At 68.1% G+C, this 12,306-nt stretch carries 9 protein-coding genes; 2 read left to right on the top strand and 7 right to left on the bottom strand.

All coding sequences use genetic code 11. The features are described 5' to 3' along the window. Window positions 1-450: 450 nt before the first annotated feature. Window positions 451-1,251, bottom strand: coding sequence for an ABC transporter permease (locus RTX79_RS06875; protein WP_042612435.1), 801 nt, complete (start codon window positions 1,249-1,251; stop codon window positions 451-453). Then, complete coding sequence (locus tag RTX79_RS06870; protein ID WP_057687599.1) at window positions 1,248-2,195, bottom strand: ABC transporter ATP-binding protein; 948 nt, start codon at window positions 2,193-2,195, stop codon at window positions 1,248-1,250. The genes RTX79_RS06875 and RTX79_RS06870 overlap by 4 nt, the downstream gene beginning before the upstream one ends. Window positions 2,196-2,298: 103 nt before the next feature. On the opposite strand from RTX79_RS06870, the gene RTX79_RS06865 reads away from it, so the two are divergent. Then, window positions 2,299-3,048, top strand: a complete 750-nt coding sequence (locus RTX79_RS06865) for a ferredoxin--NADP reductase (protein ID WP_312682908.1) — start codon at window positions 2,299-2,301, stop codon at window positions 3,046-3,048. Window positions 3,049-3,682: 634 nt separating this feature from the next. Here RTX79_RS06865 and RTX79_RS06860 read toward each other — a convergent pair. The 5 genes from RTX79_RS06860 to RTX79_RS06840 all read right to left on the bottom strand — a co-directional run bounded on the left by RTX79_RS06860 (window position 3,683) and on the right by RTX79_RS06840 (window position 9,515). Next, window positions 3,683-4,942 carry an OprD family outer membrane porin gene (locus tag RTX79_RS06860; protein WP_312682906.1) on the bottom strand — a complete coding sequence of 420 codons (1,260 nt, stop codon included), beginning with the start codon at window positions 4,940-4,942 and terminating at the stop codon, window positions 3,683-3,685. Window positions 4,943-4,985: 43 nt separating this feature from the next. After that, window positions 4,986-6,326, bottom strand: a complete 1,341-nt coding sequence (locus tag RTX79_RS06855) for a GntP family permease (protein WP_312682905.1) — start codon at window positions 6,324-6,326, stop codon at window positions 4,986-4,988. Window positions 6,327-6,396: 70 nt separating this feature from the next. Further along, complete coding sequence (locus RTX79_RS06850; protein ID WP_312682904.1) at window positions 6,397-7,329, bottom strand: hydroxymethylglutaryl-CoA lyase; 933 nt, start codon at window positions 7,327-7,329, stop codon at window positions 6,397-6,399. After that, window positions 7,326-8,522: a CaiB/BaiF CoA transferase family protein gene (locus tag RTX79_RS06845; RefSeq protein ID WP_312682903.1), complete on the bottom strand. Its 1,197-nt coding sequence runs from the start codon at window positions 8,520-8,522 to the stop codon at window positions 7,326-7,328. Before RTX79_RS06845 ends, RTX79_RS06850 begins: the two co-directional genes overlap by 4 nt. A gap of 96 nt (window positions 8,523-8,618) precedes the next feature. Continuing rightward, window positions 8,619-9,515, bottom strand: coding sequence for a LysR substrate-binding domain-containing protein (locus RTX79_RS06840; protein ID WP_312682902.1), 897 nt, complete (start codon window positions 9,513-9,515; stop codon window positions 8,619-8,621). 148 nt (window positions 9,516-9,663) lie between these two features. Between RTX79_RS06840 and RTX79_RS06835 the strand changes: the two genes are divergently transcribed. Continuing rightward, entirely contained in the window at window positions 9,664-12,249 is a 2,586-nt protein-coding gene (locus RTX79_RS06835) for a hypothetical protein (protein ID WP_312682901.1), read from the top strand. The last annotated feature ends 57 nt before the right edge of the window (window positions 12,250-12,306 follow it).

Raw genomic sequence — 12,306 nt, 5'->3', positions numbered from 1 at the left:
AGGGGTATCGGGCTGGGTCGTGCGGGTGGGGGGCGCGGGGCACGCGCAAGTACGTCCATGTAGCTCTTCGCGGCTCCTGCCGCTCAAGGCCCCGCACCCCCCACCCGCACGCCCCCCGGACAGTCCGCGCGTGTTCCCGCCACAAAAGAAAATAAAAAAAAGAGCAAAAGCAAAAAACAAAGCCAAAGCTCATGCCTTGGCCAAGCCTAGCCTTGGCAAGGCGCCCTTGCTCTGCCATCTCGTGGCCACCGGGGTGTGTCGGGGGGTGGGGGGCAGGGGAGTGCGGGGGTGTGAGCCGCATGGATGCGGCGACCAAGCCCCCAGGGAGGGGTTTACGGCGTCCCCCGCAATTCCCTGCCCCCCACCCGGCCCACATCCCAGCCGCAGTTGCCTTTGACGTTGTACTTGCCTGCAAGGCAGGGTGCCGGGCCGCAGGCCCGGCGTCTTCCCTCAGCTGCGCAGGCCGACGCCACGGCGCAGCAGCCACAGTGCCACGAAAGTCAGCGCCACCACGAAGCCCAGCATCAGCGCATAGGCCACCCACAGCGGTACGTCGCTGGTGCCCAGCAGGCCGTAGCGGAAGGCGTTGACCATGTAGAAGATCGGGTTGGCGTGGGTTGCGGCTTCAGCCCAGCCCGGCAGCAGCTTCACCGAATAAAACACGCCGCCCAGGTAGGTCAGCGGGGTCAGGATGAAGGTCGGCACGATCGCCACGTCATCGAACTTCTTCGCGTAGACCGCGTTGATGAAGCCGGCCAGCGAGAAGATCGTCGCGCCCAGCAGCACCGTGGTCAGCGTCACCAGCGGATGCGGGATGCGCACCGGGGTGAAGAACATGGCGATGATCAGCACGATCACGCCCACCATCAGGCCGCGCAGCACCGCGCCGGCCACGTAGCCCCACAGGATCACCCAGTTCGGCATCGGGCTGACCAGCAGTTCCTCCACGTGGCGCCCGAACTTGGCGCCGAAGAACGAGGAACTGATGTTGCCGTAGCTGTTCTGGATCACGCTCATCATCACCAGGCCCGGCACGATGAACTGCATGTAGCTGTAGCCGCCCATCTCACCGACGCGCGAACCGATCAGTCCGCCGAAGATCAGGAAGTACAGGGTCATGGTGATCGCCGGCGGCACCAGGGTCTGGCCCCAGATGCGCAGGATGCGCGCCACTTCGCGGCGCACCACGGTCGCCAGGGCGATGCGGTTGCGCTGGCCATCGGTCAGGACGGGGGTCGGGGTGCTGCTCATGCCACGTTCTCCGGGGTGCCGGTGAGGCGCACGAACAGCTCCTCCAGGCGGTTGCTCTTGGTCCGCATCGAACGCACGCGGATACCCGAGGCGTTGAGTGCGGCGAATACACGGTTGAGGTCCATCGCGCGCGGCATGTCCACGTCCAGCGTGTGCCCGTCGGTGGCGATCAGCGTGGCGCCCTCGATCTGCGGCAGCTCGGCGGGCAGGGTGCCGTCGATGTCGAACAGGAAGCCCTCCACGTCCAGCTTGGCCAGCAGTTCACGCATCGGGCCCTGGGTGACGATCTGGCCGTGGTTGATGATGGCCAGGTTGCGGCACAGGTGTTCGGCCTCTTCCAGGTAATGCGTGGTGAGGATGATGGTGGTGCCGGCGGTGTTGATCTCCTTCAGCACCCGCCACATGTCGCGGCGGATCTCGATGTCCACGCCGGCGGTCGGTTCATCCAGGATCAGCAGGCGCGGCCGGGTCATCATCGCCCGGGCGATCATCAGCCGGCGCTTCATGCCGCCGGACAGGGTGCGGCTCATCACCTGCGCCTTCTCCCACAGGTGGGCGCGCTTGAGCTCTTCCTCGGCGCGCTTTTCCGCCTCGGCGCGGTCCACGCCATAGAAGCCGGCGTAGTTGACCAGGATGTCGAAGGGCTTCTCGAACAGGTTGAAGTTGATCTCCTGCGGCACCAGGCCGATCAGCCGCATGGAGGCGCTGCGTTCACCCACCAGATCGGTGCCGAACACCTCCACCTGGCCGTCGCTGAGGTTCACCAGCGAGCTGACGATGCCGATCAGGGTCGACTTGCCCGCGCCGTTGGGCCCCAGCAGGGCGAAGAAATCGCCCGGGGCGACTTCCAGCGAGACGCCCTTCAGGGCAACGGTGCCGTTGTCATAGGTCTTGCGCAGGTCGCGCACGCGCAGGGCGGGCGCGCTGTTGTTCAGGGAAGCCAAGCGGAAAGCCTTTGCGCCTGCGGGTGGCGCATGGAGGAGTGCAGGGAGGGCTATTATAGATCCCCCCACGGGCTTGCCCCGGCTACACACTGTTCCCACTGCCGTGCCAGTCCAATTTCCCATGAAGCTGGTCGACCGCCGCATGCTGGCGCCGACCGTAGGCCATTACCAGTTCCTCCGCGACGACGGCCAGCCGCTGGATTTCCAGCCCGGCCAGTTCATCCAGGTCCATTTCCAGTACGCCGACGGCACCGAAACCAAGCGCAGCTACTCGCTGGCGACCCTCCACGACCATGCGCTGGGGCCGGGCGAGGCGGTGGATATCGCGGTCAGTTTCGTGCCCGGCGGTGCCGCCACGGCGCTGTTCGAAGGCCTGGACATCGGCGGCCAGCTCAGCGCCAGCGGCCCGTATGGCCGGTTCTGCCTGCAGCCGGGCGACCACAATGGCCGCTATCTGCTGATCGCCACCGGCACCGGGGTTACCCCGTACCGCTCGATGCTGCCCCTGCTGGCCACCGCCATGGCCGAACGCGGCGTCCAGGTGGTCCTGCTGCAGGGCGCCCGGAGCCCGGCCGAGCTGCTGTACAGCGAGGATTTCGAAGCGTTTGCCGCGTCGCAGCCGAACTTCCGCTATATCCCGTGCCTGTCGCGCGAGCTGCCCGCCGATCCCGGGCCGGACGTCCGCCATGGTTACGTGCAGCAGCAGCTGGCCGATCTTGCGCCGGATGCCGCCACGGACATCGCCTACCTGTGCGGCAACCCGGACATGGTGGATGCCTGCGTGGATGCGCTGAAGCTGGCCGGGCTCGGCAATCCGCAGATCCGCCGCGAGAAGTACGTTTCCAGCAAGTAGGCTGGTCGAATGGGTGGGACCCCCTCGCGGGTGGCGTTGTTGTATCTGGGGGTGGGCCGGGCGGGGAGGCTGTGCGGGGGACGGCAAAAACCGCATCCATGCGGGCCTCGTTTCGCGCCATCCATGGCGCTCGACGCCCCCGCACAGCCTCCCCGCCCGGCCCCCTGACAGGTTCCGGCGCCGCCCCCCGCGTAGAAAAAGAATGAAAAAGCGGTAGCGCCGACCCATGGTCGGCGGAATCCATCAGACCCCATTCCCCCACCATCCGCAGACCATGGGTATGCCGGTCGTCCTGACCGGCACCCTGCGGGCCGTCGCAAGCGACGTTGGCAGCGGCTCCTGCCGCTGCCTTCGGTGCTACCAGAGCACCGGGGACGGGTGGAGGGAGCCCCTGAGTAAGGGGCGGCCGCGAAGCGGCGGGGTGTGGGTGCTGGTGAGAGGGGGCCCGCGGTTTGCGCAGCAAAGCGTGGGAGCGACAGCGCGAATGCGATGGCGTGGTCCCGCGCCATGGATGGCGCGAAACGAGGCCCGCAGGAGCGGCTCCTGCCGTCCCCCGCCAACCCACCCCGTCCCGCCAACCACCAGCCCTGCACGCTCTTGACGTTGACGTTGACGTTGACGTTGCTCCGCGCTTTCAGCCCTGGCCCGCCCACAGCGGTACGTCATACACCACCATCACGCGGTTCTCTTCGGCATCGCGCTGGTAGTTGGAACGGAAGAAGCCGTTGCGCCAGCGCACCGACAAGTGCTTCAACGCTTCGCTCTGGAACGTGTAGCCGACTTCAACATCCCGCTGCCACTGCCGGCCCTCGCCGCTGAACGTGGCCGGGCGCGCGTTGTCACCCTTCACGTAACGCACCAGGAACTTCAGGCCCGGCAGGTTGATCTGCTTGCCGTCCAGCTGGTAACGCAACTGCCAGCTGCGCTCATCGCGTTCCATGAAGTCGTTGATGAACGTCCAGTTGAAGACATTCCCGTCCGTGCCACCGACGAACGGCATCGCGGTGTCACCGTTCATGTCCTGCCACATCACCGCGAACTCCTGCCCGGCGACCTGCCAGGCCACCAGGGCGTTCAACGCCCGGTTGTCGACCACCCCGGCCAGCGCGGGACCCACGTCATCGGACACGTAATAGCGCACTTCCGTACTCAGCTTGCCGCGTTCCAGCGGCTGCTTGAACGCCACCGACGCCACCTGCTGGCGATACAGGTCACGCAGTTCGCCGTGCTCGTAATGCAACGTGAAACGGTCATCCGGCGCCCATGACGCGGTGACCAGCTCGAAGCCATCGGCATCGGGCGTGCCACTGAAACGGCGGTCCTTGTTGGTGATGGTCAGGTCCACCCGCTCGGTGCCGTCGCGGTACCAGGAACGGTCGTAGCGTGCATAGCCGAGTTCCACGCCGTTATCCCATGCCGCGCCCAGCGACGCGCCTTCGAAGGTCTGCGGCAGCAGCCGGCTGGTGTTGGATTTCAGCACCAGGTCCGAGGCGATGTGGCTGCCGACGCGCAGTTCAGCCGGACCCGCCTTGGCCTTGCCGGTCAGCGCGATGCGGCCGAAAGCCGAGCGCGCACCGTCCTCGTCATAAGGCAGGATGCCGGTGCCCACTTCCGATGGCAGGCCATCCAGCTTGAAGTCGGCCAATCCCAGTACATCGATGCCGAAGCCGACCACGCCCGGCGTATAGCCGCTGCGCGCATCCAGCACGAAGCCCTGCGCCCATTCTTCGCGCTTGCCCTGGCCGCTGCCGCTGCGGAAATCGCGGTTGTAATAGAAGTTGGTCGCGGTCAGGTCCGCGCTGGCACCGGCCAGGAAGCCTTCGCCATCGGCGGCCAGTGCAGGGGCACTGGCCAGTCCGAAGGCGATCAGGATCGCATTGCGTGTGATGTTCATGAGTCCGGCCCCTCCGCCGTACACAAGTAGGAAAAAGGATCGGTCAGAAGATCGCGCTGGCTGCCAGGATCAGCAGCAGCGACACCACCGAGGCCAGCGACACCGGCAGGCTCAGCGTCTTCAGCGTGCCGCGCAGGGTCATGCCGAAGGTGGTCTGCATCAGCCAGAACGTGTTGCTGGTGACATGCACCAGGAACAGCGAGCCGGAGCCTGCGGCCAACGCCACCAGCACCGGCGGCACATCCAGCGAATGCAGCGCCGGGGCCAGCATGCTGGCGGCGGTGATCGCCGAGGCCGACACCGAGCCGATGGCGATGTGCAGGATGGCGGCCACGACCCACACAAGCAGCAGCGGCGCGGCCGCGTTGGCGCTGAAGTAACCGGACAGGATGTCGCCCAGCCCGGTGGTGGCGACCACCGCCGACAGCGAACCGGCCACGCCGGTCAGCAGCAGGATCTGTCCGCTTTCCTTGAACGCATCGGTCACCGCGCCACTGCGGTCGTGCGCGGGCACGGTGAAGCGGGCGATCACGAAGGCCAGCACCAGGCCGCAGAACAGCGCGAAGGTCGAGTTGCCCACCGCGGCCAGCGCCGGGATGTCCAGCCCCAGTGCACGGTCCAATGCGCCGGTGGCGATCATCAGCAGCGGCACGATGATCGGCAGCAGCGACAGCTTCAGCGGCACCGCGTTGTCCTCGTCCTTGATCTCGGCGGCAACCACCGCCGGTGCCTGGTCATCAGGGAGTTCGTCGGTTTCCGGATTCCAGAAGCCGCGACGCAGCAGGAAATGGAAGCCCCACAGGGTCAGGAACACGGTCGGGATCGCGATCGCCAGGCCGACCAGCAGCATCGTGCCCAGCTCCACGTCCAGCACCGCCGACAGCGCCAGCGCCGCCACGCCCGGCACCACCATGGTCAGTGCCAGGTAGATGCCCACGCCCACCGCACCGGCCATCTTCGGCAGTGCGTCGCCACCGATGCGCTTGGCCGTGGCACGGGCCAGCGGCGCGGACATCAGCAGCAGCACATCGGTATAGATCGGCGGGAAGATCGAGGTCAGGATGGTGGCGAACGCATACGGCATCTGCGTCGGCTTGAACGTGCGCACCAGCAGCCGCACCACCTGCTGGAAGGCGCCCATGCGGTGCAGGAACGCACCGATCATCACGCCGAAGCCGATCAGCAGGCCGATCTTCCCCATCAGGTCGCCGAAGCCATCGGTGATGGCCTCGATGGTGGGGCCGAAGCCGAGCCCGGACGACAGCCCCAGGTACAGCGGGCCGGCGATCAGCGCGATCATCGGGTTGACCTTGAAATAGATGATCAACAGGACGATCAACAGAATGGCGAACAGAGCGTTCGCCAGCACAAACCACTCGTGCATGATTCCCTCCCAGGAATGAAGCGTTGTTGATTTCGCAGGGCGATGCCCTGCGCGATGAAGGACGGAAGGCTTACGCGGCGCGCAGCCCGGGCGGTGCGGGATGCAGGTCGGCGACCCGGCCGGCCTTGGCGACCTGGCCGGCGGTCTCATGGCCGACCAGCGCCGGCAGTCCGCGCGACAGGGCGATCAGCGCAGGCAGGTCCAACCCGGTCGGGATGCCCATCTCTTCGCACATCGCCACCAGGTCTTCGGTGCAGATGTTGCCGGAGGCACCGGGAGCGAACGGGCACCCGCCGAGGCCGCCCAGCGCGGCATCGAAACGCTGCGCCCCGGCATCATAGGCAGCCACCACGTTGGCCAGGCCCAGCCCGCGCGTGTTGTGGAAATGCAGGGTCAGCGCATCGGCGCCGACCAGCGGCAACGCCTGCTCCACCAGCGCGGCGACCTGGCGCGGATTGGCCATGCCGGTGGTGTCGGCCAGGGTGATCCCGGTGCAGCCCAGGTCCAGGTAACGGCGGACCAGGTCGAGCACCTTGGCGACCGGCTGCGCGCCCTCGAAGGGGCAGCCAAACGCGGTCGCCACGCTGCCGTTGAGCAGCACGTCGCCACGTGGCAGCGCGGCGATCCGCGCAAAGCCCTCGAAGCTTTCGTCGGTGGTCATGCGCATGTTGGCCAGGTTGTGGGTCTGCCCGGCCGACATCACCAGGTTCAGTTCACCCGCACCGGCGGCCAGCGCACGCTCGGCGCCTTTCAGGTTCGGCACCAGCGCTACGTACACCGTGCCCGGCGCGCGCTGCATGCCGGCGAACACCTCGGCGGCATCGGCCAGCGCCGGCACTGCCTTGGGTGAGACGAAGCTGCTGACTTCGATCCGCGCAAAGCCGAGTGCGCTGAACGCATCGGCCAGGCGGATCTTGTCGGCGGTGGCAACGAAGACCGGTTCGATCTGCAGGCCATCACGCAGGCAGACTTCCTGCACGACCAAGGGACGGACGGTGTTCATGCGGCGTCTCCGGTGCGACCGCTGGCGGTGGCGATGGCCGCTGCGGTCATGCCCAGCGTGGCCAGCACCTGGTCGGTGTGTTCGCCCAGGGCCGGACCGGTCCAGTGCATCTGGCCCGGCGTGGCCGACAGCTTCGGCACGATGCCCGGCAGGGTGACCGGCTGGCCGTCGGGCAGGGTGGTTTCCAGCAGCATGCCGCGTGCCCGGTAGTGCGGATCGGCGACGATGTCGGCGGCCGAGTAGATGCGCCCGGCGGGCACGTCGGCGGCATCCAGCGCGGCCAGCACCGCATCGATGTGCAGCCCGCTGGTCCAGTGGGTGATGGCCGCGTCCAGTTCGGCATTGCGCAGTACCCGGCCCGGATTGGTCGCCAGCGCGGCATCATCGGCCAGGTCGGCGCGGCCGATCGCGCGCATCAGGCGACGGAAGATCGGATCACTGTTGCCGGCGATCACCACGAAGCCGCCATCGGCGGTGGGGTAGGTGTTGGAGGGGCTGATCCCCGGCAGTGCGCCGCCGGTGCGCTCGCGCACCGTGCCGAACATCGCGTGTTCGGGCACCAGGCTTTCCATCAGGTTGAACACGCTCTCCACCAGCGACACGTCCACTACCTGGCCGCCGCCCTGGCCAGTCTTGACCCGCAGCAGCGCCATCAGCGCGCCCATCACCCCATGCAGCGAGGCCAGCGAGTCGCCCAGGCTGATACCCACGCGTGCCGGCGGCGTGCTCGGGTCACCGGTGGTGTAGCGGATGCCGCCCATCGCCTCGCCGATCGCACCGAAGCCGGGGCGGTCGCGGTACGGGCCATCCTGGCCGTAGCCGGAGATGCGCACCATGACCAGGTCCGGATTCAGCGCGGACAGCACGTCCCAGCCCAGGCCCAGCTTTTCCAGGCCGCCGGGACGGAAATTCTCGATCACCACATCGGCGCTGGCGGCCAGTTGGCGCGCCGCCTCGGCGCCCTCGGCGGATTTCAGGTCCAACGCCACCGACTTCTTGTTGCGCGCCTGCAGCGACCACCACAGCGACGTATCGCCATGCAGCTTGCGCCACTTGCGCAGCGGGTCGCCGCCCTCGGGCGATTCGATCTTGATCACCTCGGCGCCGAACTCGGCGAACAGCCGCGCGGCAAACGGGGCCGCGATCAGTGTTCCGAATTCAACAACGCGGATGCCGTGCAATGGACCGGACATCTTCTACCCTCCCAGGACTAGATCGGCAGGGTAGGTCGCAATCATCAGGTAACGCCATGCCTTTCTGACGAAAAACCGTTCGCGAAACGCGAACGCCTACGCCTTTAGTCGAAGGTGATCGACCAGCTGCTGGGCGGCGGTGGACAGCGGACGGTCACCGCGCCAGACCAGTTTCAGCTCGCGCTGGGCCCAGGCGTCGGTCAGCGCTTCCACATGCAGTTGCATGGCCCGCCCGAACAGCGCGAACACCGGCTCCGGCACCACGCCGATGCCCAGCCCGGCCTGCACGGTGCGGCAGATCGCATCGAAGCCGGGGACGTGGATGCGCCGCCGCAGCGGCCGGGCGGCATCGCGCGCGGCCATCTGCGAACGGGTGAAGATCGAGCTCTCCGCATGCAGCGCGATCTGGTCGAAGGGCAGCGTATCGGCGAACGCCAGCGGTCCGCTGCCGGCCAGCGGATGGTCCGGCCGCATCAGCATCACCAGCCGGTCGCGGCGGAAGGTCACGGCGGTCAGTTCGCCCAGTTCGCCATCGCCGGAACACACGCCGATTTCCGCCCAGCCTTCCTGGATGCCGCGCACCACGCCGCCGGTGGGGCGTTCTTCCAGCTCGATGCGCAGGTCCGGATGGGTCAGGAAGAACTGCTCCAGTTCTTCGGGGAGGTAGGCCACGATGGCCGACAGGTTGGCCAGCATGCGGATGTGCCCGCGGATGCCGCGACGGTATTCCAGCAGTTCCGATGACAGCGCCGAAGCGGCCAGCAGCATGCGCCGCGCGTGCTGCAGCAGGCTCTCGCCGGCGAGGGTCAGCTGCATGCCGCGCGAGTTGCGGGTGAACAGCGCGACATCCAGCCCGCTCTCCAGGTCATTCAGGCGACGGCTGGCGGCGGAGGTGGCGATCGCTTCGCGCTCGGCCGCACGGGTCAGCGAGCCTTCCTCGGCCACGGCCACGAACAGCCGCAGCGTGGTCAGGCTGATCCGGTCGATGGACATCGGCTGGCTGATGGCGGCGGTTTCCAGGGGCAGGAAGGTTCATTGTAAGGCGCACGTCCGTGCACGCTGCGCGCTGTGTCCGCGCGGAATCTGCAAGTCGCCCTGCCGGTTGCCGGATGAGAATGGCCGCCCCGATCAGGCGCCCTGCATGCACACCGCCCAGCATCCGCCCTGCGGCACGGCCGGCAGCGTCAACGTCATGGCGCAGATTGGCCGGCTGATTCCGACTCCCCGCCTGCGCCCGATCGGGATAAGCAACGCGCCGTCAGCGCACGGCGTGCTCCGATCGATCCTGCCGGTGGCGCTGTCACGCGAGCTTGTCGACTGGGGTCGGCAGATCGTCGCGATCCATGCCGTGCGCTGGGCAGACCAGCAACTTCCCGGCGTCGCCTGGGTGCATGATGCCCTGCAGCTGGGGCGTGCCGTCGCCGCTGCGCGTCGCGGGGATGTCATGCAGGCCGTTTGCGGTGTTCCAGGCACGCTCGTACTCAGCGCAGTGGGCGAAGCGCTGATCGAGGCGTCGCCGCGATCACGCGAGGCCTGTGCCACGCAGCAGGCGACGGTGCTGCTCATCGCGGCCGCCGCGTGGGCCACCCAGTCGCGCGAGCCTGTGGGCGACGCGCCGCTTTCGCTGCCACAGCGCGCCGTGCTGGTCTCGCTCAGGGGCATCCGGATGCTGTCCGGTGTGCTCGACGCCCTTCATCACCGCCCGCGATCGGCGGTGCGGGATGCCTGTGCCAGCGGCGCATGCATCGCGGCGGCACGGGGGTCGCCAGGCGCCTTGATGGCCGGCGACCAGGCTGCCGTGCTCGCCGCCTTCGGTCCGCATCCGCCTGATCGCGCCGATCGGGGCGGCTTCGGCATGTTCCCCCTGGTGTCTGCCAGGAGTGCAGGAGGCCAAGGCGCGCCCGCGCGCCCGGCCAGGCCCAAGCCCCCCGCGCGCCCGGCCCGGCCACGGCAGCGCGCCGGCATCACGATCAGCAGGAGCCGCAAGCTGGATCCTGCCGCCGCCGCCGACGACGTCGCCAGCGGGCTGCCCGCACGTAGAGAAAGCGGCGCGTTCCAGATCCGTGGAGCGGCCAGCAACAGCGGCGCCATGGCCGGGCATGCGCAGGCCGCCAATGCCGATGGCGCTCGGGAATCGATGACGGGTCCGTTGTCCCATTCCTCAAGTGCAGTCTTCAAGGCGCCCGATCTGGAAGACCGACGCAGGGACGGCGCCGCGCATTCCACGCCCACGCAGACGACCCTTGCCCCTCCGCGGGCGCGGCCTGGGACCGGAACAGCGCGCGCGGCATCGGCGGCGCCGGCCGTGCCGCGCGCGGTGGATCCACCTGCCGTGGCCGCACCCCACTGCATGCGGTTCCACGATGTCCGCCAGACGAGCAGCCAACTGCGCGCGCTGCGTGGACAGAGCGCGCTGGCCCGATACTGCATCCATCCCGGGGCCCGGGAGCGCTTCACCAATACCTTCAGGTTTCCCGGCGCCGTGCTTCCCGGCAGGGGGGCGCTCACCATCGCCCATCCGATCCGGGAGCGGATCCCCAAGGCCCTGCGCACGTCCGCCATGCAGATTCTCCGGCATCCCGTGCACGCCACTTCCGCGCATCCGCCGCAGCCGGCGGTGATCGGCTCCCATCGGGTGTATGCGGTGATCACGGTCGCGATGCTGGACGGTCCCATCGGCACCTCGCTGGCCGAGCACCCCATGTCGTTGCTGCGTAATACCTTCCGCCTCATGGAGCACGTGGATATCGGCGGCACGCGGCACCTGTTCATTGCCTATCTGGTCGCCAACGAAGAGGCCGGAACGCCCGGCATCGCGGCGGGGGTGGTGGATGTGGCGGTGGATGCGGACGGTGGCGTGAGTGTCAGGGACGTACGCCGTGACTGGACCATTGGTGCGGCCGACCTGGGGGGGCTGTTGAACGTCCTGCAGGACGCGAGCGGCCTGCGTTACGACCCGGGCCCCGCCAGCCGGCACGCTGACCCCGACGCGCTGCTTCGCGTGGTTCCGGAACCGGCCGGCAACCTCTGGGTATGCGAGGAAGAGCAGCTGTCATGGACGCCGCCGCATGACCGCCTGCCGTACGACCGCACACTCGGGTTCATCAACCCCGTGGTGATACCGCCCACCGCGGATCATCCCGCGTTGGAGCTCTACGCCAACAGCTTTGCGGTCAGCGGCGAAAGCCTGGTCTACGCTGATGATGAGCGGGTGACCGGCGTGCTGCGCCCTGGCTGCCCGCCAACCGGCCAAAGCGGGTCGGCGATCCTTCACTGCCCGGCCCCGGCCGCCCCGGCGTTCGCCCGTCGCTTCGGGCTGCAGGCGGACCATGTGTACAGCCTGGAGGCGTTGGCCACGCAACTCGAAGCGGGCGGCATGCTCCGGGTGCCGGACCCGGGTATCGCGGCCGCCGCAGGACGCGGCACCGAAGCAACGCCGGCCTCCGATGACCTCGATACCGCGCCTGCCAGCCTGGCAGGGTGTGCTGCCTGCTTCAGCTTGCATGAGGGCCTGCTGCACTACGTGGACCCGCATGGGCAGCGCGGAAGCCTGCAGTTCGACCGCACGCCGGACCAGCGCGTGCGCTACGTGCTGGGCGATATCGAACGCGCGCAGGACCGCGCCTTCGCATTTGGAAACGGCTTCGAACGTCTCGCCCGCTACACCGAAGACGAGATCGCGCTGTGGCTCGTTGGTGAGGGCTATGAACGCGTCGCCGCCACCTAGGCGAAGGGACGTGCCGTCGGGCCTGCCGTTCGACGCCGTCCCCCATCGCGGCATTGC

It is taken from the genome of Stenotrophomonas chelatiphaga, from assembly GCF_032054965.1.
Lineage (GTDB): Bacteria > Pseudomonadota > Gammaproteobacteria > Xanthomonadales > Xanthomonadaceae > Stenotrophomonas > Stenotrophomonas chelatiphaga.
This window is presented reverse-complemented; position numbering and strand designations above follow the sequence as displayed.

Bases quoted from the DNA above. Each gene is read 5' to 3' on its own strand.
- RTX79_RS06835 (WP_312682901.1), top strand. From the start codon at position 9,664: ATGCACACCGCCCAGCATCCGCCCTGCGGCACGGCCGGCAGCGTCAAC.
- RTX79_RS06860 (WP_312682906.1), bottom strand. From the start codon at position 4,942: ATGAACATCACACGCAATGCGATCCTGATCGCCTTCGGACTGGCCAGT.
- RTX79_RS06845 (WP_312682903.1), bottom strand. From the start codon at position 8,522: ATGTCCGGTCCATTGCACGGCATCCGCGTTGTTGAATTCGGAACACTG.
- RTX79_RS06840 (WP_312682902.1), bottom strand. From the start codon at position 9,515: ATGTCCATCGACCGGATCAGCCTGACCACGCTGCGGCTGTTCGTGGCC.
- RTX79_RS06850 (WP_312682904.1), bottom strand. From the start codon at position 7,329: ATGAACACCGTCCGTCCCTTGGTCGTGCAGGAAGTCTGCCTGCGTGAT.
- RTX79_RS06875 (WP_042612435.1), bottom strand. From the start codon at position 1,251: ATGAGCAGCACCCCGACCCCCGTCCTGACCGATGGCCAGCGCAACCGC.
- RTX79_RS06855 (WP_312682905.1), bottom strand. From the start codon at position 6,326: ATGCACGAGTGGTTTGTGCTGGCGAACGCTCTGTTCGCCATTCTGTTG.